Here is a 24,148-nt window from a genome sequence, read left to right on the forward strand (position 1 = left end):
TTACTTCAATTTCCCCTCAAAAACAATCTTCCTACCGCACGGTTCTACTACTGTTTTACCGTCTTTCTTCACTTCATGAAAGATTGGCTCTTCCATGCGACGAGACGGTGCGTAGCCTTCTTGTTCCATACGTGCTAAGCAGTCTGTAATTGTTTCATTTTCGAGTACTTCAAATTTCTTTTTATTAGGTTGTTTTGTCATGCCCTAACCTACTTTCTATTTTTCTTGATGCGAATTGATTCTTCATGTAGATCATATATAACATTGCGAGAATTCCTATTATAATCATAACCGCAATAAAAAAGCTTGTATACTGTATTTTTTCTATAAATACGCCTCCTAATACAGGTCCCAGTATACTTCCTAAACTAAAGGCAATTCCAGATAATATATTACCTGCTGGCAATAAGTGTCTCGGTAATAAATCTGTCATAAATCCAAGTCCTAACGAGAAGCACGATCCAATGACCATACCCGCTAACAACATGCAGGCAAAGACGATCCAATAATATTGATCAAATACGGCTGCAAGCAAGAAAATGCCCGTACTTATGCAGAACGTCCACGTTAAAATACGATCCCTTCCGTATTTGTCACTTAATATACCGAGCGGAATTTGTGTAATAATGCCCCCAACTGCAAATGCTGGTAATAAGAAGGATACTTCTGAAACAGACCATCCTTTTCGAAGCGCGTATACTGGTAAGTTACTGTTTAACATTGCTTCCAGTACGCCATATGCAAGTGGTCCCAGCAGTGCAATCCATCCTAATCCAACAACTTGTTTATAACGAGAAAATGATGATTCACTCTTCACTTCTCTTTCATCTTGCGCCGGGAATGCATTTTTTGTTGGTAATAATAACAGCCAACCTATTAGACAAAGTATAGTAGATATAATAAATGGCGTTGCAAGACCGTACTGAACTGTGCTTGCTAAATACGGACCGACGGCAAAACCAATTCCGAAAAATACACCATATATCGATACTTGTCTACCTATTTTACTCGGATCCGATGTTGTCGTAATCCATGTTTGTGTTCCGACATGTAGCATATGATCTCCCACGCCAACTAGAAATCTAAGGATAAACCATACCCAAAACGAAAATGTTTGTGTAAAAAAGAATAATGAAATAATAACGAGAAACCCACCAATCACGATAATTGGCTTCATTCCAAACTTTTGCATCGGTTTTTCAAGAAACGGTGAAATCACTAATATCCCAATGTATAGTGCTGTCGCATGAATACCGTTAATACTTGAACTAACCCCTTCTTGTTCAAAAATCATTGCAATGGCCGGTAAAAGCATTCCTTGTGACAAACCCGAGATTGCTACAATCCCAACCATAATCCAAAAAGTAAAACGTATCGACATCCCTTTCCCTCTCCTTCTCACGCTTTCCACTTCTCATTATAAACTGTTTCTGCAAATGCGTGTACGAATATTCGCAATAAAAAAGAAGCTAAAAGAATGAATCTTTTAGCTTCTTATCCTTCCCAAACTTGTGCTTTCACATTGTTATGGAATTGCTTGAAATACGGATGTTTATAAAAAGCAGTTTCATACAAATAATGATGCGAATGAACAATTGGTGGCTGTTGTATTTGTAACGGAACTACAACTGGTGAAACTTGCATATACAGCGGAGCTATCATCATTTTTGTATACACATGATGATTATATGGAGAATGCGCAATGAAGAACGGATGATGCATGGATAATCTCCCCTTTTACTTACAATGTTATAGTATATGCAATACCTTTCATTTCGGGGATTATTTCTGTTCTAACCAATCCTCTACATGCTTTATAAATACATCTAAACAATCAATAAACGGCGAATGACCGCAATCTTCTAATACCTTCAACTCTGCATTTGGCAAATGTTTTGCTAACTCCTCACCGACTACTTGTGGTACGACATAATCTCTGTCACCTTGTATGACGAGTGTTGGTGCTTTAATATGATGAATTTGCTTACTTCCCTCTACAACCCCATTATGTTCATCTGAAATATTAAATGTAATGAGCGCATAATTCACATCTACGAAATTACGTTGCGTTAACATATCGTCTAAATACTTTTCATAACGGTCTGGTTCAGGTTGATTATGTGTATATATTAATAAATTCCATACTGTACGGTAATATAATTTATTCATATTTTTTATCGCATCTAACACTGGTGCAATCTGTACGGGATCTTGTGCAATTTCTTCTTTCGTCTTTACTAAGCTTGATACGATTGGTTGCCCGTTTATATCCTTTTTAAAAATCGGATACCCTTTCATGCCCACTGATTCTACTAAAATTAACTTTTCTACAAAAGTTGGGTGATTCGCTGTAAATTGCATTGCAACACCACCGCCCATTGACCAGCCCATTAATGAAAATTTCTTTAGTTTTAACCCGTCGATAAATAATTTTACATCTTCTGCAAAGTCTTGTATTGAATCTATCGCTTTATTATACGTTGATTGACCAAATCCCCTTAAATCGAGAGCGTAAATATGGTATTGATCTTGCAGCTTTTCAATAACTAAATCAAAGTGTTGTGACGATGTCATGTTCCCGTGAATAAGTACAAGAATATCTGTATTTTGCCTTCCAACTTCCTGATACGCAATCGTTTCTCCGTTCGATAGTGAAACAAACTTCATTGTTGCAGGCTTAATCATCACAAGTTCCCCCATTCTATTTAAATAGAAAGAAAATTCTTTACTTACTTAAAGAATAGCACGTAGAATATACGTTCGCAACATAAAACCTATAAGAATTTTTTACATAAATCAACATGTCTATTACTAGACAATTATAATAAAAAAGTATATAGTTAGCTAGGTAACTAATTTGAAAGGATCAACATACATGGACGAAAAACAACATTTTTTTCACATTGTCAGCCAGACTTCTCGCAAGTTTACGAAGAAATTTAATGAACGCGTATCTCCCACTGGGTTATTTAGTGCGCAATGGGCTGTAATTTTCCGTATTAATCAAACTGGTTCTTGTACGCAAACAGAATTATGTCAGTATTTAAATGTTGAATCACCAACGATGACTCGTACGTTAACACGTATGGAAACGATGGGATGGATTATTCGTACTGAAGGAAAAGATCGCCGTGAGAAGCTCATTTCTTTATCAGAAACAGCGATAAAAATGATTCCGGTATGGCAAGAAGAAGTTGATACTTTTGAAGAAAAGACGCTAGAAGGTATTAACGAAGATGATTTACATCAAGCATTTCAAGTGTTACAACAAATTATTAAAAACTTAGATTAACTTGGAGGGATGACCATGCAAAGTGAGAAACTTTGGACGAAGGATTTCCTCGGAACTTGTTTTAGTAGTCTATTTCTCTTCTTAACATTTTATATGCTTATGACTACTTTACCCGTCTATGTAATAGACGGCCTAAAAGGAAAACCTGAGGAAATTGGTTTAGTTGCAACTGTTTTTCTTATTTCATCTGTTTTATGTCGACCATTCACAGGAAAATGGCTCGATGATTTAGGAAGAAAGAAAATATTATTTATTTCACTTTCGCTATTTTTAGCCGCTACCGTTATGTATTTCGGTGCACAAAGTTTATTTTTATTACTAGCCCTTCGCTTCTTACATGGTATTGGGTTCGGTATGGCAACAACTGCAACTGGTACGATTGTCACAGATGTTGCGCCAGCTCATAGACGAGGCGAAGCACTTGCCTATTTCGGCGTATTTATGAGTCTGCCGATGGTAATTGGTCCTTTTTTAGGTTTAACAATTATTTCTCATTTTTCGTTTACTGTATTATTTATCGTTTGTTCCGTATTTTCATTACTTGCATTTTTATTAGGACTACTTGTCAATATTCCGCATGAAGCACCTGTAAGCAAACAAAAACGAGAAAAAATGAAATGGAAAGACTTACTTGAACCATCTTCTATTCCAATCGCTCTTACAGGATTTGTTTTAGCCTTTTCTTATAGTGGTATTTTATCCTTTATTCCTATTTATGCAAAAGAGCTCGGTTTAGCTGATATTGCAAGTTACTTCTTTATTTTATATGCACTTGTTGTTGTCATTTCTCGTCCATTTACAGGTAAGATTTTTGATCGCTTCGGTGAAAACGTACTTGTTTATCCAGCTATTATTATTTTCACAATTGGGATGTTCATTTTAAGCCAAGCACAAACTTCATTTTGGTTCCTTGGCGCAGGTATGTTAATCGGTTTAGGTTATGGAACATTAATTCCTAGCTTCCAAACGATTGCGATTTCTGCTGCTCCAAACCATCGACGTGGTTCTGCGACAGCTACGTACTTCTCATTCTTTGATAGTGGTATTGGCTTTGGTTCTTTCATTTTAGGTATCGTCGCAGCGAAATCAAGCTATCATAATATGTATTTTATCGCAGCTATTATCGTTGCGTTCACTTTACTTTTATACTATGGATTACACGGGCGAAAACAAAAATTCAAGAAACAACGTACAGACGGACAAATATCCGCTTAACATAAATAAGGAAAGTAAACTTCCCCGTTTACTTTCCTTATTTTGTATTTCTTTCAATAGACGCGTATACTAATAGTAGAAATAAAAAGGAGGGACCGATATGAAACTAAAAAAATCTCCCCTACTCTTACTCATAATCACATTCATATTTGTAATTACAGGGCTCGGTTTTACATACTTCAAACACAATAAAACAATCCCATCGAAAAATAACGTGACGAAAAAAAATTGGCTAGATGATCCCTACTTACGTTGGTCGTATACACATATGAAAGAATTCACTTTAATTAACGAGGTGAAAAATAACCCGGATCACGTTTTTCACTTCTCTACCGCATTGCAAAACTTAGACGATTTTGCTGTAGAGCGTAGATTTGGAAATACAACTCCTCTAAAAAAACTTTTAGATGATAACAAAACAGATGCGTTTGTCGTTGTACACAATGGACAACTTGTTTATGAACGATATTTCAATGGATATAACGAGAGCGAACCGCATGGTATGGCGTCATTAGCAAAGGTATTTACCGGAGCAATAATACAATCTCTCGCTGAAGAAAACCGTATTGATTTAGAAAAAACAGCTGACACATATATAAAAGAATTAAAAAATACACCGTTCGGAAAAGCAACACTGCAGCAATTAATGGACATGCAAGTTTCTGTGGAATACCCCACTCACGGCTATGAACACCCAGCGTTAGAAAATCAAGATGCACAACTATACTTGGCAAGCAATATTTTACCTCGAGGTAAAAATTACGCTGGTCCCATGAAAATTTATGATATGTTACAAGAAGCAGAAGAAACTGCACCGCCTGGTTCCGATTTTTCTTACGATAACGGATCAGCAGAAACACTCGCTTGGATTATTCGAACGATCACTGGTAAATCATTAGCTGAAAACGTTAGTGAGCGCATATGGTCTCAAATTGGTATGGAAGAAAACGCGTATTACGTAACAGATGAAACAAAAGTTGAACAAGCAAGCGCTGGTTTAAATGCAACTGCTAGGGATATGGCGAGATTCGGACAATTATTATTAAATAACGGGGAATATAACGGAAAACAAATTCTCCCTTCTTCTATTACTGAAGATATAAAAAATGTTCAAGAAGGTGAACTTGCAGTTGGCCCTGGAGCTTCCATTTCTTATCATAATCAATGGTGGATTCCGCACAATGAACAAGGTGCTTTTGAAGTGTTAGGTAGTTACGGACAAACACTTTACATCGATCCGAAAGCGAATATGGTAATTGTCCACTTCTCTTCTAACGCTACGCCAAGTAATGAAATCCACTCCGTTTACTCTAATATGTATATTGATATTGCACATCATTTAGAGAAGCTTCCACAGTAGTGGAAGCAGGAGTTTAAACCTTACATGTATGACTATTTAATTGAACACACAATCTGTTGTGTTGAAACATAAATATATCTAAAAAAGGAGCTCTCTTCATAAAGAGAGCTCCTTTTTTTATTTCTTCTTCTTTTCTGTCGGTTGACTTTGTTTAGCGAAATTAGATGAATCATCGAAATTTGGTTGCTTTTTACCAGCATTATTACTTCTACCTTTTCCCATATGTAATACACCTCCCCTCCTCCTTACTATTCCCAATAAAAAAATCCTCTTGCATCCAGAATTTTTTTATTGTCCCTTATTCATATGGCACTACTGTTCTCGTAGTACTTCCAACACTTTCAGTTAGAGAAGCTTCCACAGTAGTGGAAGCTTTTTCTTGTTGGGGTGTTTTACTTAAAACCATTACCCTCATAACGGTTATTCATCATTAAATTTTTTATTAGCAATCCAATAATACGTTACGAAGAGTGTCAATAAGATCCAAACTATAGTTAGTACTCCTGTAATTATTGCGTTTGAATGTACGCCCCCCGTAACTAACGTTTCCATTGCATACTTACTCATACTTGCTAGATTAAGCAAATCCATTATTGGATTCAAACCGACGATTACTCTACAGGCTAAAAGGAAAACAATTGAAATTAATGCAATCATACCTTGACTGTGAAAAATAGTACTTATCATTGTTGTGAAAGATACGATAAAAAGAGTCCAAATTAGATACAATAGTAATCCAGTAATTAGGTGCGCAAATGGAACGGCAGTAAAAAGAGAATTTACATATAGATAAGAAGTAACGTATCCAATTGTTACACTACAAGCTACCATTAAATAGTTGGCCACTATTTTCCCACCTACATATGAAGTAACAGTAACGGGTCTTGTTAAAATAAAAGCCAACATACCATTGGCTTTATCTGTTTGAATAGTACCCATCATAGATATCACTAGAATCATAAGTCCGAGCTGATCAAACTGGGATCCCAAAGTACTTGCTAATACTTCGCCTCCTTTTTGTGTTGCCATATTTGGATCAATGATAATTCCCTGCCCTCCACCTAATGTTTCTAGAATTGATGGTAAATAATGAGTTACTATCGGTTGTGTCGCGCCTAAAAATATAAAAACAATTGGTAGCCAAATGATCTTAAAATCACGTAACATTTGAACATATTCTTTTTTTATCAATACCATTGTGTTATTCATTTTTGCACCACCAATTTCAAAAAAATTTCTTCTAAAGTATCGTTGCTCATTTCAAATTTAACGATGTTCACTTTATGTTCGAGTGCATTTTGCAGTAACATATTTTTATTTATTTCAATACTTTCAACCTTTACTTTGATTTTAAGCCCAACCACTTCTACGTCCTTCACATACGGTAATTTTTTTACAACTTCAATCCACTTTTGATCTTTAGTTGTTATTTCAATAATCAATTTATTTTTACTATTACGGTGTAAAAGTTCGGTAATCGTTGTGTCTTCTATTTTTGTTCCATCTTTTATAATGACAAATCGTTCACAGATTTCTTCTGCATCGCTTAAGATGTGGGTTGATAATAAAATGGTTGTATCTTTTTTTATTTCTTCAATCAGATTCAATACTTCTCGCCGGCCGATTGGATCTAATGCGGATACCGGTTCATCCATGACAATAAGCGAAGGTTTATGCAATAATGCTTGTGCAATACCAAGTCGTTGTTTCATTCCACCAGAAAATGTACTAACCTTTTCGTTTTCTTCCCCTTTTAGTCCAACTTTCTCTAAAATTTCTGGAATTGACTTTGACAATTCTACTTTATTCAATCCCGAAAGTTGGCCCATAAACATAAGCGTTTCTCTCGCTGTCATCCAATGAAAAAAATTAGGATATTGAGGTAGATAACCAATTTCACTTTTCATTTTTGATATTTTTATCCCATTCAATAAAACTTCACCAGCAGTTGGATTAGTAATATCGGAAATTACTTTTATTAATGTAGATTTTCCTGCTCCGTTTGGTCCAATTAATCCGACGCATTCCCCCGCTTGCAGTTCCATCGAGAAATTATTGACAGCAGTTTTTCCTTTAAATGATTTTGTTACATTTTTAATCTCTAGTTTCATAATTTCTCACTGTCCTTTCTCCCTATAACGAAGTAGAAAATAGGTCCCAATACATTAACGAAAAGAATAATGAACGTCCATACAAGTACATTTTTTCTTGTTTTTCTATGTCGGTATAAATCAATGAATGCAATAAAAACTAAAAGTGCCCCCACTGCAATAACTGGCAATATAATAGGTAGAAAAGTCATAATATCAATGTCTTTAAGATCATTCAATCCATAATGTAGTTGCATTATTGTCATTCCTCCCTAAATTCATTCTCATTATTGATAATGATAAATCATAAACGAATGAATTGCAAACATTATTCTCATTATTTATAATGAGAATAAAAATATATGATAAATAAGGTGAGCGAATGAGTAATAAAGTTGAAATTTTAATGCATCCAGTAAGAATGAAAATTTGCCAAGTGTTAATGAGAAATAAGGAAAATGGGCTAACACCATTAGAAATGGTAAAAATCATTAAAAATGTACCACAAGCTACACTATATAGACAGCTACAAACTATGGTTGATTCTGGTATCGTCCATGTAATTAAAGAAAAAAAGGTAAAATCTGTTTCTGAAAAATATTACGCAATCAATGAAGAAGATGCAAAAATTGAAGGAAGTGAATGGAAAGGCTTATCTGATGATGAAAAATTAAACTACATTTCCTATTATCAGTTATCACTTATGACACAATATCAAAGTTACCTTAAGAAATTAGAGGAACAAAACAGTCAAGAAGATACTGCTACTTTTTCTGTAGTGGAATTAAAGCTAGATGAAGAACGCTTTGGAAAATTTCAAAGCGAACTTAACGAATTAATGATTAAATACTACAATAGCCAAAATAAAGATGAAATAGAGGCTCCGGTTCGGACCATCGCTATTACAATTATTCCAGAAACGTGAACTCACTCAACATACATAATACAAGCCGATGATTCCTTACCGTAGGAATCATCGGCTATCTTCATTTTGACTTTTGCTGTATGGCTGGCGAAAAAAACGGATCTAGAAACTGAAATGTTTTAAAATCTAGAATTCGAATGTGCTTAAAGTTGCTATCTATATTACATGAATTCTTTTCTCGTGTTAATCTCATACGATCCACACTCTCTCCAAAAACTTTTAAAAAAGAAGCATGGGTAAACTAACAAATATAAATTAGGGATCCACCAAGACATATCAAAATCTAAACGCATTGTCCAAAATGCTAGAGCTTGTAACCCTGAGCAAAAAGTTAAAATTAATGATAGAAATGCAAAGTGGCTCCAAGTATGTTTTTGTTTAGAATGCAAATACAAACTTAAAAATCCCGTTAACGAGATTAACAAATCTAGAGGCAGGAAAGACCAATTCCACGCTACTAAAATAGGATCTTCATAATCTTTAAACAAATATTCTTGCGGAATCATATGAAAAATTGTTATGAGCCAATATATAACAAACCCAAAATCAGTAATAAAGAAAAAATACTTTAATCGATTCAATGTATACGTTCCTCCACCATTTCTTTTTTCTTCGCTTCATGTGCCGTACTATTAAAATTTAATATTACGACTCCAACTAAAATAAAAAGAATTGCTAGTATCTTAATTATATTGATACTTTCTCCAAAATAAATAAAACCAATTGTTGTAATCGTTACAATTCCCATACCTGACCACACCGCATATGCTACGGACATTTCCATCCCTTTTAATGCAAATGACAGAAATGCAAAACTTACTACATAAAATACAAAAATAAGAATGCTTGGTACAAGTTTCGTTAATCCATCAGATAGTTTCATTGCAGTTGTACCTGCTACCTCAAATAAAATTGCTAAGCATAAATAAATCCACTGCACTACTCTCCCACCTTCTATTTCGAATTAGAAATGCCATATAGTAACATGTCCATAATCGATTCAAGCATACTTCCCAATGTATAATCACTCTTTTCAATAAACATAGGATCATATATGCGATTCAGTGCCCCTAAATACACTTCAATAAAAAACGGAATTTGAATTTTTCTTATGCTACCTTCTCTCATTCCCTCTTCTATTAAACCAATTACAGTAGACCAGCCTTCACGTAAAAACTCATCTAATTTTAACCATTGGTAATAATGATGTTTTTTTAGTTCTACTAATAAACGTGCATCCATGAATGTAAATTGTTGTGGAATGCAAATTAAGATGAGTCTTATTTTTTCAACTATTTGTAACGTATCATCTTCAGCGATATTTTTTTCCTTTTCTTGAATACTTTCTATTACATTACGAATAACTTCATCTACTATTTCATCTTTTGAAGAAAAGTGCTCATAGATTGTCCTCTTACTGACAGCTAATTGTTTTGCTAAATCACTAATTGTAAATGTAAACCCCTTCGTTTGAATTTGATGAATGGTTTCTGTTACTATTCTTTGTTTCATAATCCGCCCCCTAAACCTTTGGTACCAATTTAGTTTTTTTGGTACCATTCCATTTTACAATATTTAACACAATGTATACAACTAACATTTCAAATTTTCTTATTTTTAGCTCAAAACAGGTAAACATAAGAGCGTTGAGAATCATACCTGCATATTTAACAATCAAGTGAATGTATAAAATAACACTCATACATGAAAGTTTAACTAAAGTTAAATGCAATTGTATAAGGCTATGTTGGTAAATATTCTTTTTTAGCTTGATGGGGAGAAACGCCGATCTACCTTTCACCTAATTAAAAAAGCGCCCTATAAACAGGGCGCTTTGCTCCAACCTAATGACTAATACTAGCCGTCGGATATAATGTTGTTCCTCCAATTGAAACCTTTATTTCATTTGTTAATGGAACATTTTGTTCATTAATAATGGTTCTCCACCATTCCCATGCAAGACCTGTACATTCTCTTGCTACGATTTTTATATTTTTTGAATTTGGTGGAAGAGGGATTACTGTAGAGTAATGGGCTGTTTTGTCTTTGCCACTACCTTCCCATGTTTTATGTGTTAGTACTTCTTTCCCATTTTGATCAAATGTGAATTCATCCCAAGATACATCAAATTGTGCAACGTAAGCACCGTAATGATCAAGTGTCATTTTTGCACTTGAATATTCTGTAGTTGTCGTCTCGATATAATCTGTATTGTTATGAACAGCAGCAGTTGCATTATCTTTTAAGAACGTGCTTGTATATGAAATTGGATATGCTGGATTTTTAAAACTTAATTCAGCATTATCTTTAATGATATTTCGGATTTCATTGAAATCTTTTGTAACAACCTTGTTATGCTCTTTCGCATCTCCACCTAATACGACAGCAGTAAAGGTACTTTCTTCAAAAATATCTTTGTACTGTCCACTCGTTTCGACGCTGTTATTCTTCAGTAAAGCTTTAAAAGCAGCTTGTACATCTTTACTCTTAGATGTTGTTTCTAATTTTACATAAACCGTTCTACCATAAGCTACATTTGAAACCATAACAGGTGGAGCCGAATTACTTACTCCTTTACGAGTTAGCTCATCAAAAGTAACACTATTATCAAAGAGATCAGATGGATTATTAGGTAGTTCAGCACTTACAGTATAAAATATTTGTTTATATGCCGCCACCATCACTTTCTTTTCTCCATTTGCAACTGCATTAAAGTCAATATTTAGACTGTTATCAAGATATTTAGCATTAACATTAAGAGCACTTGCGATTTGTGATTTACTATAAACCATAGATTCTGTATACTGCATTCTTGCAGGTAACGTATGTGTTGCGGAATACTTTTCATTCCAAGTAGATACTAAATCATCTACTGCTCCAGCTACATTACCATATGTCGGATTTTGGACAGTGATTGTATTTTCTTTTCTCATACCAGGTAAGTCTATACTAATATTCAAAGGCTTTCTCTTAGCCACTAATAAACTCGGTTGATTGTCTGCAAAAGCTTTATTGGCAAGTTGTACAGCTCCTGGATACGTACGATTCGCTACAGAATCAATAATCGAAATATCGACTGGTGACGTTGTAAGTGATTTTTTCTCACGTTCCACTACTACAAATTTACCATTTGAATTGATACTTTCTTTCGGAACAAAACTCTCTATTTTATCACCATTTACAGCTAAAACCTCTTGATTATTATATGTAAGATTCCCTATACCAGTATCAATGCTACTAGCATTTTTATTTATATCATTTGCATGACCGATTTGTGTTTCTGCGAAAGAAATAGATGAATAATTAAGAGTGCATAGACTAACTAATACACATGTAAGGAACTTTCTTTTCTTGGTATTTTTCTTAATGTTCAGAAAAATCACCCCATTCTTTTTTTAGTAAGATATAATAATGATAGATATATGATAGCTAACGAATAAACTTACATAAACGCTTTTAAAAGTTCTTGAACTAAAGGAATTACTCCACCTAAAAATTTTAAAACTGCCATTGCGATTTCCATATTCCTTCCTCCTCTTTGCTGTATTAAGATGTGTTGTATATTTATGCTTTCATTATAATAAGCTTTTACATTTGCATCAATTCATTTTTATATGCAATATTTCATATTAGGGAAAAAGCAACTTTTTCTGTCAGGGTGATGATGCTACCACTCTTCTTGAACATATTTCAATCCTTCTAAAAATATCAGAATTTTCTACTTTTAAGAGGTTATGAACGAAACAACCTCGAATAATTGTAATACATATACATAAGGAGGTTGATCTATTTTGTTTCGTTCTTTTACTAATGGTTGCGTCGCCTTAGTGCAACGCTTCTTGCCAGAACCGTTTATTTTATCATGTTTATTAACTGTTTTCGTTATCTTCTTTGGTATGTTTGCAACGCATCAAACACCTGTGGAAATGATTAATCACTGGGGTAATGGCATTTGGGGACTTCTCGCCTTTTCTATGCAAATGGCACTTGTACTCGTGACAGGATCTGCTTTAGCAAACGCCCCTCTTATTAAAAAAGGATTAACGAAAGCGGCAAGACTACCGAAAACGAATGGACAAGGTATTATTGCCATTTCAATCGTAAGTTTACTAGGGGCGTACATAAACTGGGGATTTGGTATTGTTGTATCTGTTTTATATGCAAAAGAAGTAGCAAGACAGCTGGAAGGATTAGATTATAGACTGGCAATTGCTTCTTCTTACTCTGGATTTCTCATTTGGCATGCGGGGCTTTCTGCTTCTATCCCTCTTACGTTAGCAACAGGCGGAGAAACGTTAATTAAAACGACAGCTGGAAGTATTAAAGAAGCGATTCCAATCACTGAAACGTTATTCTCACCATACGCCCTCGTTCCAGTTATTATCTTTTTAGTTACGATGCCTCTCATTAATAAGGCGATGCATCCAGATGAAAAACATACGATTACAGTAGACCCTAGCGTGTTTCATGAAGAAGCTGCCGCTCAAGAGGTAGGGAAAAATACGTTCGCTGAGAAAATGGAAAATAGTATCATTATTACACTTTGCGTTGGATTGTTAGGTCTCATTTATATTTTCAACTACTTTTATACGAAAGGCTTTAACCTTACGCTAGACATCGTTATTTTTATGTTATTAATTGCTGGACTCGTTTTCCACCGTACTCCGATTCAATATATTCGCGCTTTTTCAGACTCTACGAAAAGCGCTTCTGGCATTCTACTTCAATTTCCGTTTTACGCAGGAATTATGGGGATGATGATTGGAGCAAATAGTGAAGGCCTTTCACTTGGAGGAGCTATTTCGAATTTCTTTATTAGCATTTCAAACGAAACGACTTTCCCGCTCTTTACTTTTTTAAGTGCTGGCATCGTTAATATTTTCGTTCCATCTGGTGGCGGTCAATGGGCTGTGCAAGCACCCATTATGATTCCAGCTGGCGCTGAACTTGGTGTACCTGCTGCAAAAACAGCAATGGCCATTGCGTGGGGCGATGCTTGGACAAATTTAATTCAACCTTTCTGGGCATTACCAGCATTAGCGATAGCTGGTTTAGGTGCTCGTGATATTATGGGATTTTGCGTTGTGAACTTACTATATGCAGGTTTTATCATTAGTCTATGTTTCTTATTTATTTAAACGAAAAGCTAGTTTTATACTAGCTTTTTTACATAATAAATCATTTATTTCCCACGAAATTTATTATGGTCTTCCACTCTATCTCCGTAAGATGTAATGCCTCAAATGCAAAAAAATCTTCACATACTTTTTCAATTAAATGTGGATTGTTCTTAAGGAAATCCCACTGTAATGCTTTAGGAAGAAAATATGTATCATATTCTTTACTTCCCCTTACTACTTCATCCACTTCTCTTTCACAAATTCCTCTTATCAAGTAGTCATTTCTTAATTGTATTTGAATTTGCTGAAATGTTTCGCTACATTTCTTCAATTGAAGTAAACATGTAATATACGTTCGAAAAAGTTCGTTATCATACCCACAACAGTTTATAATTCGATCGATTTCATTCATAATGTACGAGCCTTTTCTTCTATTTGTAATAACCACTTTTCCTGCTTCTCTCGTTTACTCGTTTTCACAGATTGAAATACTGACCGTTTTATATCGCGAATGCCGCAAAAACGTAAGACACCTCTCTTCATTATAATCCAATCTGCTGATCGATATAATAGTGCGACGTACCATAACGGTGAATCTAGCGTATTAATCACCCACGCCTTCTTCCCTTTCAATAACCCTTTAGGCAGAGCACCTTCATATTTATAAGCAAATCCAGCAACGAAAATACGATCAATAAATCCTTTTAAAATAGCTGGCATCCCCCACCACCATATCGGATAGATGAATAGAAGCATATCCGCTTCTTCTACTAATGTCCTGTACCGAGCTGTTTCTTCTTCATTTACTAAGTCACGTCTTTTCTTCTCTTCATTAAATACAAGGACTGGATCAAATTGCTCCTTATATAAATCAAGTACGGTAACTGAATGATTTGTTTCCTGTAGTCCTTTTTGCACATGATTTAAAATTGCCGCGTTAAAACTTGAAGGACTAGGATGAGCGTATACAATAAGTACATTCACTACAAAACAACTCCCTTTATAAGTTAAAGTTTCCCCTTCTTTAACCTCTTCTCTACAATTTGCACGTTTTTTGAACTCTGTAACAAGCGATGTAGTACCGTTAATAACTCTTCCTTTTCTAACTCTTTTAGTTTCTCTTTCACTGCACTCTCACCAGCACTTTGAATATCATAAACAACTGCCGCCATATGTTTGCAAAGATTCTCATACGGACACTCGCAGCTACTTTCTGTAAAATCTTCAAGATCAATAATCACTTCATAGTCTCCTGCATTTCCAGTAACGAAAGCAAATATTTTCTTGTCTTGTATTTCAACATCTTCTACATGTCCTTCTTCATAATATTCATACCCTTTATCCATAATGTACTTAGGAATCCATTTTGTTATATCATGTAACAAATAAGCGTACATAACAACACCTCTTCCTTTAATTCCCTTTTGACTTCCAAACCTGTGCATGTTATTCTAATAACTGTCAAATAGCAAGTCTATATGACAAAACGACTGACACCTATTCGGCGAAGGTGTCTCTTTTCATTTGCAGCCGATATGAAGTGCCTCTTTCAGGCACATTCAATCTTTGACACTACACACTCAACACCATTCCCTGTATCAGGCTGCTTAAGCAGTCTTTTACTCTACATACTTCAAAAAAAGAGAGCTTAGCTCCCTTTTCTCGCCTTATAAAATACCCCTTTTTCAGTATAGAGATATTCATCAGCTAATGTAATTTTCCCATCCAGTTTCAGTTCATCTAATAGTCTTGATAAATAAAATTGATGTAACATCTTTTTCGTGAATTTTCCTTCATGATGCGAAACGATATGTTCTTGAATATCTAACAATGATATCGGCTTATCTTGCTCTATCATATATTCATAAACTGTACTACGCAGTTTTACGTATTTTTCGAGTGTCACAGTAACGCGCAACCCCTTTCTTCTTAATATAAATTTTCGTAATCGGTTTTTTTGCAATAAAAAAACCTCTCCGATAAGAAGAAGTTACGTATATATCTTCGTCTTATCTCCCAGAACAAATTTGTTCTGCTGGAATTAGCACCTGCATCGCGGTTGCTGGGTTTCATCGGGCCAGTCCCTCCACCTCTCTGGATAAGAAAATATTCACTTAATTCTTACTATACGTAATTTCATTTCAATTGTCAAACAAATATAACAAATTATATTTTCTTCTTTACTGTTCATACTATACATATATGAGTATGCAAGGAGGATTATGAAATGCACGAAAATGCCCGCGGATATGTCCAAGACTCTTTTCAATCATTACAAGAAGCAAAACAATGTTTAGAAGCAGCATTACAGACTGTTGAAAAAGATTTTAATCGCGCTCGTATTGAGCAATCTCTTTATGCGATCGAACAAGCTATTCAACGCTGCGACTACACCGTTCACATTTTAGAACAAGATTGAAAAAACTTCCCATCATAAGGTGGGAAGTTTTTTCAAATGGCATACTTCATAATTATTGCCGTTATGATTAAAAAATATACAGAATTCACAATTTCTAAAATCCCTACTTTTATAATAGAAATTTTTTTGCCATACAATATAATGGCTCGAATGACACTTGGTATAAAAATAAGGGAGCACCACGGATTAATAGCAAATACGATGACCGTTAACATGATATGATAACCCCAAGATATATAACGATACTTCGGATTATTTTTCTCACGTATCATCGTTTTCACATAAAACGTACTTCCTAAAAAATATAAAAATGAAATAAGCGCAATAAATAATGCTGTTTTATCTATCAATTTCATTGAAAAATAATAACTAACTAAACCACCTATACAGAAAACAATAATTGCACTAACGTCATTTAATAATGCTCTTTCATTTTTTTGACGAGCGTAATACATATTTACTATAAAGAATGGAATCATGACTATTACGAATAAAAGAATGCGCCATTCATATAATAGAGAAATCATCCCAAATATGAACGCAATAATAAAATATACAATTGAAGCATGTAAATACTCTTTTTTCCGTTTTTGTTTTATGTACATAAGAAATGGATACGTAGCTAAATAGATAAAGAACCAAGCTAAAAACAATGGAATATGATACATAGTAGGTTTCCCAAGTATGACACTTAATAGAAATGGTATAATAAGCATCGCCCATGCACCATGTTGCTTCGGAATAACTAACTTCATTAACTATACACCTCCCTTTTGAAAATAATTCTCACCTACTATTATACAAATAATTTTATATAGTAACGGATATATATTGGACTATTTTTTGACAATAAAAAATGCTCCTTACAATATGTAAGAAGCATGAAAGAGGCAAACGAATATGTAAGTCGCGACCCTACCTTATATGAGTATGCTTTTCTATACCATGTTATGCTTATCCAATATGCCATATTTCTTTTTAAATCTTGTAAGAATCGTAATCCAAGACGTACTAAATAATAGTAAGAAAACAACATTCGAAATTGCATGGCTCAAATCGAAATAAAAACTTGCGATATAATACGAAATGACTGTTTCCCACGTTGTCTCTCGTATAAAACCGAGAAGTCCCCAGAAATTCATGATCCAGCCAAATAAAAATCCAACAAACAATCCGTATAGTAGTCTTCCCCATAGCTTTTTCATTAAGAACGTATTACGTAATAATCCAGCTATAAAACCAATCATACCCCATGAAAACATTTGCCACGGCGTCCACGGACCTTGTCCTAAAAAGATATTAGACACAATCGCCGCTGTTGCCCCGATCATAAATCCAGTTTCACTTCCGAACACGATTGCAGAAACGATAATAACAAAAGAAGTCGGTTGTACACTCGGTAAAATAGAAAATGGTACGCGGCTAACTGCTGCAATTGCTGCTAACACGGCAACGAGAACAATTTCACGTGAAACAAACGCCTTTCTTTCAAAGCGGATATAGAAAGGTAACATAATAACGACTAATAAAAACAAACTACTTAACATGTAATACCCATCCATGATAAGTGTAGTAAAGAGTAATGTGCCTATTATTACTGCAAAAATACATATTATGAATGCAACATATCGTTTGGACACGCTTCGTACACATCCTCCCACGTTAATGCATATGGCAATTCTTTTCGAATGAATCGATTGATAGATGTTGTATAAAAGAAGTTGCCACTAAAAAATTCTTTCGGTGCATCATTCATAATGACTGCTCCATCAAATAACATCATACATTGATCCACGTATTTCGCTGCAAACTCAATATCATGCGTTGCCATTACAATTGTTGTACCTTCTTTTTGCAGTTTCCTAAATAACTCTCCTACTCTCTCTTTCTTCCATGGATCGAGTCCCTTTGTCGGTTCATCCAGTAATAATAAAGTCGGCTTTGATAATAACGTTGTACATAATGCAAGTAGTTGTTGCTCTCCCCCGCTACAATCATGTGGATGGCGTTCTTTAAGTGCATATAGCCAAAACTTTTTAAGCTGATGTTCTGCTATTTCGTTTCCTTGTTCTCCATATAATTCACGCGCTCGTTCATACACTTCGTCCCACACTGTATCAAATGTAAAATGATAATACGGATGCTGTGATACATACCCAATACTTTTAAATCGTTCTTTCGAATCAACTTTATGTATCACTTTCCCATTCCACTTTACTTTCCCTCTTCTCGCTTTTTGCAATCCAGCTAAAAGCGTTAACAGTGTAGACTTCCCTGTCCCATTCTTTCCAACGAGAGCTACCCATTTTCCTTTTTCAATCGATACTGTTAAATCTCGTAAAATGAGCGGACTATTTTTTTCATATTGGAATGAAATATGCTCGGCACTTAAAATGACTTCTTGCTTTTCACCTTGTACTATTGGCTTATTTACATATGATATCGCTGAAAAATCATTCATTTTCATTTGCGCTTCTCGCACTGTAAACGGAATATCTTTCGTATTCCACTCTAAAAACAATCTTGGAATTTGCGGAATAAATGGCCGGAACTTTTCTACTTCCCACATATTTGCTACAACCGTTTTCGGACTACCGTCATACACGATTTGGCCGTTACTCATACAAATAACACGCGTTGCAAGTGGTATTACTTCATCTAAACGATGTTCACTTAAAACGATCGTAATTCCAAGTTCTTCATTAATACGCTTTAACAATCCTAAAAACTCTTTTGCGGCAATTGGATCTAACTGCGCTGTCGGTTCATCTAATAATAATAATTTCGGTTGCATTACTAATACGGCAGCTAAATTAACAAGTTGCTTCTGTCCGCCAGATAACGTATGAACAGATTGATGCAATAAATCTTGAAATCCTAAGAAACTAATGAGCTCTGCTATTCTTTTTTGAATAATATGTGATGGTAATCCAATATTTTCTAAAGAAAACGCTAATTCTTGAATTACTGTATCCATTACGAGTTGATTTTCTGGATTTTGAAATACCATACCAATTTCTTGAGCAGATAACAAATCCGGTACATTTTCTAATAAAGTACCATCATAATATGTATCCCCAGTACGCTTACCAATTGGAAGTAATTCCTTTTTAAAATGTTTTAATAAAGTCGTCTTTCCAGATCCTGATCCTCCAGCAAGTGCAATAAACTCTCCTTTTTGAACAGAAAGAGAAATATGCTGTAACGCTTCTTCGTTTTCATCAGCATATACAAATGATAAATTGTTTATTTCTGCATGCGCCACCATATCCATTCCCTTCCTTCCATTATGATTGGTAAACTAATAAACATCGTAAATACAACAAACATCATCCCATCATATTGCTGAAATAAAATAGATTCAACTTTCGGATAAATGATTAACTTTCCCCCACCATACGTACTACATATAATAGCAACTATAAATAGAATACTTAAATAACTGAGCGTATACCAATCTCGTTTTTCCATTCTATAGCGAATATATGTCGTACGTTTCGTTACACCAAATCCACGAGCTTGCATAGAATCTGCCGTTTGCAGTGCATCTTCCAATGAACAAATTAATAATACTTGCAATAGTTGCATACCATTTTTCACACGTTCCACAATGGAACCTGCATCTACCTGTACACCTTTCGTCTTTTGGACGAGTGTTATTTTCTGTAATCTTCTCATAAACAAAGGAACAAATCTCACTGTAATCATCGTTAACAATGCTACTTTCGGTGAAATTCTAGAAAACAAATATAAAAATTTATGACTTGAAATAATATCATTATACGAAGCAAACGTAAACATAATCGCCACTAGTAATAACCCCATTACTACTCCAAACATAATTGCCTCAAGTTTAATACGGCTATCACCTAACCAAAATAACGTAGTTCGGCCTCTATGTGTTAATAGCGAATTAAATAAAATGACCATAAAAAAGAAAACGATTGTGCTCGGTAACATCTTTCTTACCTTTTCGCTATTCCCTTGCATCACATTTAAAATAACAATTAATAGTATTGCTCCAATTAAAAAAAGAGGATGAAGACACATCATACATAGTATCATCACCCCGATATAATAGAAAAAATTCACAAAAGGATGTAAAGAAGAAAAACTTATTTTCATAGTCCTTTACCGAATGCCTTTCTTATTTTAATACAAACACCCACTCGATTGTATCGCCTGGTTTTACTGTAACTACACCTGCACTATGGTTTGGAAACGCACCGTTCACACGATATTTCCATCCGCTAGTAGCGGTAATATCTTTTTCATATAAATCATTAATACCTTTTACATAAACTCCATCTTTAGAGCCCATTGCATCCACATCTAATCCTGTACGCTGCAATACTTTATAAACTGTATCGCCTTCTTGTACATCCACCTTTTTTGCACCTAATAAATATCCTTCATTACCTTTTACTGAGATCGTAACTTGTTTTGGTTTTGGTATTACTGGATCTGGCACTGGCGGTACTGGATCTGGTACCGGTGTTGGTGGAGTTGGTACACTATTGTTCTCTTCTGGTTTTTTCTTTTGCTCCTGTTTCGGTGTTTCCTTCGGCTGATTCACAACCTTTGCTTCTTCTTTTACTTCTTGCGCTTTCGGTTGTTGCTCTTGTTGTTTCTCTTGTTGTTTCTCTTCTTGTGCTTTTTGTTGTTCTGGTTGCTTAGTAGCGACAGGCTGTTCCTGCGTTTTTTCTTCTTTCTTTACTTCCGGTTGTGCTTGTGGCTTTTCTTCTTTCGGCTTCTCTTCTACTTTTTGCTCTTGCTTTTCTTTCTGTTCGTCTTGCTTATTTTGCTCTTGTTCAGCTTGTTTTTCCTCCGGTTTTTCTTCCGGCTTCGCTTCATCTTTTTTCTCTTCTTGTTTTGCTACTTCTTCTTGCTTCGGTTCTACTTTCTTCTCAGGCTTTACCGCTGCCTCTTCACATCCGGCAAGTAGCCCAAGTGAAAGCAGTAAAGAAATAAACCATTTCATCTTACTCATGTTGCCTCTCACCTTTCATATTAAAAATTAGGAGCAAATGATTGCTCCTAATTTTTGTTAAGCTGCTTTACGTCTCCATAATACATATGCAGAAGCAATACATAATACACCCATACCTACTTCTGTCGCTGCACTATGAGAAGATGCTCCTGTTTTCGGTAATGTGCTACCGTTTCCGGATTTTTTATGTTTAACCGGTTCGTTATCCACAACAACTTTTAAAGTGTCATCTTTCGTTTCTTGTTGTACTTGTTTTTGTTCTTGTGGCTGTTCAATAACTTCTTTTTCCACCACAACATTTTCTGAATCTACATTTGGTTTTGGATTAATTTCAGTAACAGATTCAGTTGACCAGTCATAAATCGATTTTCCAAGGTCTTTAAACTGAAGTAAAGCTAATAACGCTTGCTCTGTTGCCATTCCGCTACCGGTTTGATCGCCTGGTAACCATTTAAATTCACCATTTGGAAGTTGATATGACAATAGATTTTGCACTGCCTTATGAAGACGGTTTTGATCTACATCTTTCACAAGGGATAATCCAATAATAGCTTGCGCAGCACTATTAGAATTCTCTTGTCCATCAGCAGAGAAACCGCCATTTTCTAGTTGTTCATTATATAAGTATGCGACAGCCTTTTGCACTGCTGGTTTCACATCTGCTCGGTCTTGATAAGGAGCTAATGCTGATAAAACCATACCTGTTACATCAACGCTACTAGCACTATCTTTACTGCTTGCGCTATCATAAGTCCAGCCGCCATCTGTATGTTGCGCGTTTAAAAGTGCATCTACTAAAGCAACTCGATTCCATTTTGAATCTACTGGAATTTCATATTTTTTCGTATCAAATGCAAGTAAAGCAAATGTATAACCTGTAACAGAATTCACTTTATCTGATTCGTACAATTTTTGAACTAAATTATGTTCGCCTACCATTTTTGGGTCTGCATTCATTGCATTCATCATAATAATCGTTCTAGCTAAATCTGTCGCTGAAAAACGATTAACGCGCTTTTCTACCTTTTCAGTTACAGCCTTAACATAATTTAATTTCGCCTCGATTGGTATATTCTTTCCAGAACGAGAAAGACCTAGCGCTACCCAATCACTTTCAATTCCATCTTGTAACATCTTTTCAGACGTCTTAGAGATCGCGTCATTTACTTGTGCTACTGGAATTTGAATGTTCTCTTGCTTTGGTTGTTCTGGTTTTTCTTGTTTTGGATCATCCGTCTTCGGTTCTTCTGGCTTTTCTTGTTTTGGATCATCCGTTTTTGGTTCTTCTGGCTTTTCTTGTTTTGGATCATCCGTCTTTGGTTCTTCTGGTTTCTCTTGCTTTGGATCATCCGTCTTTGGTTCTTCTGGTTTTTCTTGTTTTGGATCATCTGTTTTTGGTTCTTCTACAGTTTTACAAGTACCAAATTTATCTAATGTTTGTTGTAATGTTTCTTGACTCATATTGTTCCAGTCTGAAACAAAGCGGAAAACAACAACATCTCCAGATTTTAATTTATAACTATCCGCTCCAACTTCTGCAGATTTATCATTTACATCATACAGCCAGCCACTTGTAGCCCCGGCCATTAGCCCATCAATGCCTTTTACATACGTTCCAAACGACATCGTTTCAGCTTCTACTTTGTCCCCCATGACTTTTTGTAGCAAGCTTAAAGCTGTTTCCCCATCTTTAATTTGCTCTTCTTTCGGACATAACATAATGCCCTTTTGTGATTCACCAATAATTGCAAGTTTTGCTGTATTTCCTTCAGCAAACGTAATATGTACTGTATTCGCAAAAGAAACAAATACAAGTGTAACTGCCATTAACGACGTAAGCAGCCATTTTTTTAACATTGCCATCCCAAAATTTCCTCCCTTACTACTATTCACACAAAAAAGAGCCCTTCAAGGGCGTGCAATTGACACTCTTTTTTTGTAAGTGTCGAACAAACTGTGCAACACCTCCTACCCGCATCATTCGCGGCTATATTTGTATAGGAAAAATAATTTTGTTCATGAACGTATCATTGTGATAACATTCACTTTTCTAGGCACAACTTACTTCCATTTAAGTTATCGTAAAACGATAAACCTATACATTCTGTTAATTTTAAATTTCTGTATTATTTTACTATTGACAAAGAATTTTGTCCATGCTTTATCGGATTTATTTTCTAAGAATAGTAACTTACTAACCTTTAACGATGCAAACTCTTTTCACTAATAATGACGCCATCTTCATCCACATACACATATTCATCCGGCTTCCATTCTACTTGCCCAAATTGCAATGAAATATTTCGTTCTCCTTTCCCTTCTTTTACACTTCTATTCGGCATTGTCCCTAACGCTAAAATACCTATATTTATATTCTTTAGTTCACTAGAATCACGAACGTATCCATATACAATAATTCCTGCCAGCTTTCTTTCCTCCGCAATAGCTGCCAAATTATCACCGAGTAACGCACAATTCGTAGAGGCTCCACCGTCAACAACTAATACCGTTCCTTCTGGTAATGTTTGCAACCCTTCCTTCACTAGTACATTATCATCCTTCACTTTTACCGTTGCAATTTTCCCGTGGAATTGTTCTTTCTTCCCAAAAGATCGAAAAGACTGGCGACATATTTGTAATTCATTTTCAAACTCATCACATAGATCCGTAGTTTTCCACATCTTTTTCCCTCTTTTCCTTTTACTTTCTATTTAACATATTCTTGGATTATTTTCGT

The 24,148-nt window shown here is 35.1% G+C and carries 28 protein-coding genes and 1 riboswitch; of the genes, 6 read left to right on the forward strand and 22 right to left on the reverse strand.

All coding sequences use genetic code 11. The features are described 5' to 3' along the window. The 4 genes from PQF83_RS10120 to phaZ all read right to left on the reverse strand — a co-directional run bounded on the left by PQF83_RS10120 (nt 1) and on the right by phaZ (nt 2,700). Nucleotides 1–201 carry an NETI motif-containing protein gene (locus tag PQF83_RS10120; protein WP_000166303.1) on the reverse strand — a complete coding sequence of 67 codons (201 nt, stop codon included), beginning with the start codon at nt 199–201 and terminating at the stop codon, nt 1–3. Next, complete coding sequence (locus PQF83_RS10125; RefSeq protein ID WP_000027642.1) at nt 185–1,381, reverse strand: MFS transporter; 1,197 nt, start codon at nt 1,379–1,381, stop codon at nt 185–187. Before PQF83_RS10125 ends, PQF83_RS10120 begins: the two co-directional genes overlap by 17 nt. A gap of 113 nt (nt 1,382–1,494) precedes the next feature. After that, the gene (locus PQF83_RS10130; protein ID WP_000546480.1) at nt 1,495–1,722 is read right to left on the reverse strand and encodes a hypothetical protein; all 228 of its coding nucleotides are present in this window, start codon (nt 1,720–1,722) and stop codon (nt 1,495–1,497) included. Between the two features lie 60 nt (nt 1,723–1,782). Next, nucleotides 1,783–2,700 carry an intracellular short-chain-length polyhydroxyalkanoate depolymerase gene (gene phaZ / locus PQF83_RS10135; RefSeq protein ID WP_001997860.1) on the reverse strand — a complete coding sequence of 306 codons (918 nt, stop codon included), beginning with the start codon at nt 2,698–2,700 and terminating at the stop codon, nt 1,783–1,785. A 175-nt stretch (nt 2,701–2,875) separates the two neighbouring features. Here phaZ and PQF83_RS10140 point away from each other — a divergent pair, with 175 nt between their 5' ends. From PQF83_RS10140 to PQF83_RS10150, 3 genes are all read left to right on the forward strand, one after another. Beyond that, the gene (locus PQF83_RS10140; RefSeq protein ID WP_000343680.1) at nt 2,876–3,292 is read left to right on the forward strand and encodes a MarR family winged helix-turn-helix transcriptional regulator; all 417 of its coding nucleotides are present in this window, start codon (nt 2,876–2,878) and stop codon (nt 3,290–3,292) included. A 15-nt stretch (nt 3,293–3,307) separates the two neighbouring features. Then, nucleotides 3,308–4,507, forward strand: a complete 1,200-nt coding sequence (locus tag PQF83_RS10145; protein ID WP_001190334.1) for an MFS transporter — start codon at nt 3,308–3,310, stop codon at nt 4,505–4,507. A 100-nt stretch (nt 4,508–4,607) separates the two neighbouring features. Continuing rightward, nucleotides 4,608–5,867 carry a serine hydrolase domain-containing protein gene (locus PQF83_RS10150; RefSeq protein WP_000768701.1) on the forward strand — a complete coding sequence of 420 codons (1,260 nt, stop codon included), beginning with the start codon at nt 4,608–4,610 and terminating at the stop codon, nt 5,865–5,867. 420 nt (nt 5,868–6,287) lie between these two features. Here the strand turns inward: PQF83_RS10150 and PQF83_RS10155 are convergent, their stop codons facing one another. From PQF83_RS10155 to PQF83_RS10165, 3 genes are read right to left on the reverse strand one after another with little or no spacing between them, the layout of a single operon-like run. Continuing rightward, entirely contained in the window at nt 6,288–7,076 is a 789-nt protein-coding gene (locus PQF83_RS10155; protein WP_272792298.1) for an ABC transporter permease, read from the reverse strand. Then, nucleotides 7,073–7,978, reverse strand: coding sequence for an ABC transporter ATP-binding protein (locus PQF83_RS10160; protein WP_000764115.1), 906 nt, complete (start codon nt 7,976–7,978; stop codon nt 7,073–7,075). The genes PQF83_RS10155 and PQF83_RS10160 overlap by 4 nt, the downstream gene beginning before the upstream one ends. Continuing rightward, nucleotides 7,975–8,214 (reverse strand): PLD nuclease N-terminal domain-containing protein, encoded by a 240-nt coding sequence (locus PQF83_RS10165; RefSeq protein ID WP_001175969.1) that lies wholly within the window; start codon nt 8,212–8,214, stop codon nt 7,975–7,977. The genes PQF83_RS10160 and PQF83_RS10165 overlap by 4 nt, the downstream gene beginning before the upstream one ends. Nucleotides 8,215–8,339: 125 nt before the next feature. Between PQF83_RS10165 and PQF83_RS10170 the strand changes: the two genes are divergently transcribed. Then, on the forward strand, nt 8,340–8,882 hold the full coding sequence (locus tag PQF83_RS10170; RefSeq protein ID WP_000066859.1) for a transcriptional regulator: 543 nt from the start codon (nt 8,340–8,342) through the stop codon (nt 8,880–8,882). Between the two features lie 161 nt (nt 8,883–9,043). Here PQF83_RS10170 and PQF83_RS10175 read toward each other — a convergent pair whose 3' ends face one another. The 4 genes from PQF83_RS10175 to alo form a co-directional block, all read right to left on the reverse strand. Next, on the reverse strand, nt 9,044–9,463 hold the full coding sequence (locus PQF83_RS10175; RefSeq protein ID WP_001080895.1) for a DUF5360 family protein: 420 nt from the start codon (nt 9,461–9,463) through the stop codon (nt 9,044–9,046). Further along, nucleotides 9,460–9,822, reverse strand: coding sequence for a DMT family transporter (locus PQF83_RS10180; RefSeq protein ID WP_001198606.1), 363 nt, complete (start codon nt 9,820–9,822; stop codon nt 9,460–9,462). The genes PQF83_RS10175 and PQF83_RS10180 overlap by 4 nt, the downstream gene beginning before the upstream one ends. Before the next feature lie 14 nt (nt 9,823–9,836). Further along, nucleotides 9,837–10,394, reverse strand: coding sequence for a TetR/AcrR family transcriptional regulator (locus tag PQF83_RS10185; RefSeq protein ID WP_000813654.1), 558 nt, complete (start codon nt 10,392–10,394; stop codon nt 9,837–9,839). A 332-nt stretch (nt 10,395–10,726) separates the two neighbouring features. Beyond that, complete coding sequence (gene alo, locus PQF83_RS10190) at nt 10,727–12,265, reverse strand: anthrolysin O/cereolysin O family cholesterol-dependent cytolysin Alo (protein ID WP_000576713.1); 1,539 nt, start codon at nt 12,263–12,265, stop codon at nt 10,727–10,729. A gap of 408 nt (nt 12,266–12,673) precedes the next feature. On the opposite strand from alo, the gene PQF83_RS10195 reads away from it, so the two are divergent. Further along, nucleotides 12,674–14,020: a short-chain fatty acid transporter gene (locus PQF83_RS10195; RefSeq protein ID WP_000490018.1), complete on the forward strand. Its 1,347-nt coding sequence runs from the start codon at nt 12,674–12,676 to the stop codon at nt 14,018–14,020. 40 nt (nt 14,021–14,060) lie between these two features. Here PQF83_RS10195 and PQF83_RS10200 read toward each other — a convergent pair whose 3' ends face one another. The 4 genes from PQF83_RS10200 to PQF83_RS10215 form a co-directional block, all read right to left on the reverse strand. Next, nucleotides 14,061–14,414, reverse strand: a complete 354-nt coding sequence (locus tag PQF83_RS10200) for a hypothetical protein (RefSeq protein WP_001002307.1) — start codon at nt 14,412–14,414, stop codon at nt 14,061–14,063. Next, on the reverse strand, nt 14,411–14,986 hold the full coding sequence (locus PQF83_RS10205) for an NAD(P)H-dependent oxidoreductase (RefSeq protein WP_001101675.1): 576 nt from the start codon (nt 14,984–14,986) through the stop codon (nt 14,411–14,413). The genes PQF83_RS10200 and PQF83_RS10205 overlap by 4 nt, the downstream gene beginning before the upstream one ends. Nucleotides 14,987–15,009: 23 nt before the next feature. After that, the gene (locus tag PQF83_RS10210; RefSeq protein WP_141402950.1) at nt 15,010–15,447 is read right to left on the reverse strand and encodes an SWIM zinc finger family protein; all 438 of its coding nucleotides are present in this window, start codon (nt 15,445–15,447) and stop codon (nt 15,010–15,012) included. Nucleotides 15,448–15,650: 203 nt separating this feature from the next. Continuing rightward, nucleotides 15,651–15,908 (reverse strand): hypothetical protein, encoded by a 258-nt coding sequence (locus PQF83_RS10215; RefSeq protein WP_000171478.1) that lies wholly within the window; start codon nt 15,906–15,908, stop codon nt 15,651–15,653. A gap of 100 nt (nt 15,909–16,008) precedes the next feature. After that, a riboswitch (SAM riboswitch) is annotated at nt 16,009–16,107 on the reverse strand. A 122-nt stretch (nt 16,108–16,229) separates the two neighbouring features. Here PQF83_RS10215 and PQF83_RS10220 point away from each other — a divergent pair. Then, nucleotides 16,230–16,421 carry a hypothetical protein gene (locus tag PQF83_RS10220; RefSeq protein WP_000545001.1) on the forward strand — a complete coding sequence of 64 codons (192 nt, stop codon included), beginning with the start codon at nt 16,230–16,232 and terminating at the stop codon, nt 16,419–16,421. 32 nt (nt 16,422–16,453) lie between these two features. Here the strand turns inward: PQF83_RS10220 and PQF83_RS10225 are convergent, their stop codons facing one another. The 7 genes from PQF83_RS10225 to rraA form a co-directional block, all read right to left on the reverse strand. Further along, nucleotides 16,454–17,176, reverse strand: a complete 723-nt coding sequence (locus PQF83_RS10225; RefSeq protein ID WP_000779951.1) for a YwiC-like family protein — start codon at nt 17,174–17,176, stop codon at nt 16,454–16,456. 183 nt (nt 17,177–17,359) lie between these two features. Next, on the reverse strand, nt 17,360–18,061 hold the full coding sequence (locus tag PQF83_RS10230; protein ID WP_002163590.1) for an ECF transporter S component: 702 nt from the start codon (nt 18,059–18,061) through the stop codon (nt 17,360–17,362). Then, a complete protein-coding gene (locus tag PQF83_RS10235; RefSeq protein WP_002163589.1) occupies nt 18,034–19,695 on the reverse strand; it encodes an ABC transporter ATP-binding protein in 1,662 nt (553 codons plus the stop codon). The genes PQF83_RS10230 and PQF83_RS10235 overlap by 28 nt, the downstream gene beginning before the upstream one ends. Continuing rightward, the gene (locus tag PQF83_RS10240; protein ID WP_002163588.1) at nt 19,668–20,546 is read right to left on the reverse strand and encodes an energy-coupling factor transporter transmembrane component T; all 879 of its coding nucleotides are present in this window, start codon (nt 20,544–20,546) and stop codon (nt 19,668–19,670) included. Before PQF83_RS10240 ends, PQF83_RS10235 begins: the two co-directional genes overlap by 28 nt. 22 nt (nt 20,547–20,568) lie before the next feature. Then, nucleotides 20,569–21,411 carry a DUF4430 domain-containing protein gene (locus tag PQF83_RS10245; protein WP_000041425.1) on the reverse strand — a complete coding sequence of 281 codons (843 nt, stop codon included), beginning with the start codon at nt 21,409–21,411 and terminating at the stop codon, nt 20,569–20,571. 57 nt (nt 21,412–21,468) lie between these two features. Next, nucleotides 21,469–23,274, reverse strand: a complete 1,806-nt coding sequence (locus PQF83_RS10250; RefSeq protein WP_001241074.1) for a DUF4430 domain-containing protein — start codon at nt 23,272–23,274, stop codon at nt 21,469–21,471. A 338-nt stretch (nt 23,275–23,612) separates the two neighbouring features. Beyond that, nucleotides 23,613–24,092 (reverse strand): ribonuclease E activity regulator RraA, encoded by a 480-nt coding sequence (gene rraA, locus PQF83_RS10255; protein WP_000266062.1) that lies wholly within the window; start codon nt 24,090–24,092, stop codon nt 23,613–23,615. Between the last annotated feature and the right edge of the window lie 56 nt (nt 24,093–24,148).

It is taken from the genome of Bacillus sp. FF-1 (assembly GCF_028548245.1).
Taxonomy (GTDB): Bacteria; Bacillota; Bacilli; order Bacillales; family Bacillaceae_G; genus Bacillus_A; species Bacillus_A paranthracis.

Bases quoted from the DNA above. Each gene is read 5' to 3' on its own strand.
- PQF83_RS10155 (WP_272792298.1), bottom strand. From the start codon at position 7,076: ATGAATAACACAATGGTATTGATAAAAAAAGAATATGTTCAAATGTTA.
- PQF83_RS10240 (WP_002163588.1), bottom strand. From the start codon at position 20,546: ATGAAAATAAGTTTTTCTTCTTTACATCCTTTTGTGAATTTTTTCTAT.
- PQF83_RS10145 (WP_001190334.1), top strand. From the start codon at position 3,308: ATGCAAAGTGAGAAACTTTGGACGAAGGATTTCCTCGGAACTTGTTTT.
- PQF83_RS10140 (WP_000343680.1), top strand. From the start codon at position 2,876: ATGGACGAAAAACAACATTTTTTTCACATTGTCAGCCAGACTTCTCGC.
- rraA (WP_000266062.1), bottom strand. From the start codon at position 24,092: ATGTGGAAAACTACGGATCTATGTGATGAGTTTGAAAATGAATTACAA.
- PQF83_RS10200 (WP_001002307.1), bottom strand. From the start codon at position 14,414: ATGAATGAAATCGATCGAATTATAAACTGTTGTGGGTATGATAACGAA.
- PQF83_RS10120 (WP_000166303.1), bottom strand. From the start codon at position 201: ATGACAAAACAACCTAATAAAAAGAAATTTGAAGTACTCGAAAATGAA.
- PQF83_RS10245 (WP_000041425.1), bottom strand. From the start codon at position 21,411: ATGAGTAAGATGAAATGGTTTATTTCTTTACTGCTTTCACTTGGGCTA.
- PQF83_RS10165 (WP_001175969.1), bottom strand. From the start codon at position 8,214: ATGCAACTACATTATGGATTGAATGATCTTAAAGACATTGATATTATG.
- PQF83_RS10160 (WP_000764115.1), bottom strand. From the start codon at position 7,978: ATGAAACTAGAGATTAAAAATGTAACAAAATCATTTAAAGGAAAAACT.
- PQF83_RS10210 (WP_141402950.1), bottom strand. From the start codon at position 15,447: ATGCACAGGTTTGGAAGTCAAAAGGGAATTAAAGGAAGAGGTGTTGTT.
- PQF83_RS10235 (WP_002163589.1), bottom strand. From the start codon at position 19,695: ATGGATATGGTGGCGCATGCAGAAATAAACAATTTATCATTTGTATAT.
- phaZ (WP_001997860.1), bottom strand. From the start codon at position 2,700: ATGGGGGAACTTGTGATGATTAAGCCTGCAACAATGAAGTTTGTTTCA.
- PQF83_RS10250 (WP_001241074.1), bottom strand. From the start codon at position 23,274: ATGGCAATGTTAAAAAAATGGCTGCTTACGTCGTTAATGGCAGTTACA.
- PQF83_RS10185 (WP_000813654.1), bottom strand. From the start codon at position 10,394: ATGAAACAAAGAATAGTAACAGAAACCATTCATCAAATTCAAACGAAG.
- PQF83_RS10150 (WP_000768701.1), top strand. From the start codon at position 4,608: ATGAAACTAAAAAAATCTCCCCTACTCTTACTCATAATCACATTCATA.
- PQF83_RS10130 (WP_000546480.1), bottom strand. From the start codon at position 1,722: ATGCATCATCCGTTCTTCATTGCGCATTCTCCATATAATCATCATGTG.
- PQF83_RS10220 (WP_000545001.1), top strand. From the start codon at position 16,230: ATGCACGAAAATGCCCGCGGATATGTCCAAGACTCTTTTCAATCATTA.
- PQF83_RS10225 (WP_000779951.1), bottom strand. From the start codon at position 17,176: ATGAAGTTAGTTATTCCGAAGCAACATGGTGCATGGGCGATGCTTATT.
- PQF83_RS10125 (WP_000027642.1), bottom strand. From the start codon at position 1,381: ATGTCGATACGTTTTACTTTTTGGATTATGGTTGGGATTGTAGCAATC.
- PQF83_RS10170 (WP_000066859.1), top strand. From the start codon at position 8,340: ATGAGTAATAAAGTTGAAATTTTAATGCATCCAGTAAGAATGAAAATT.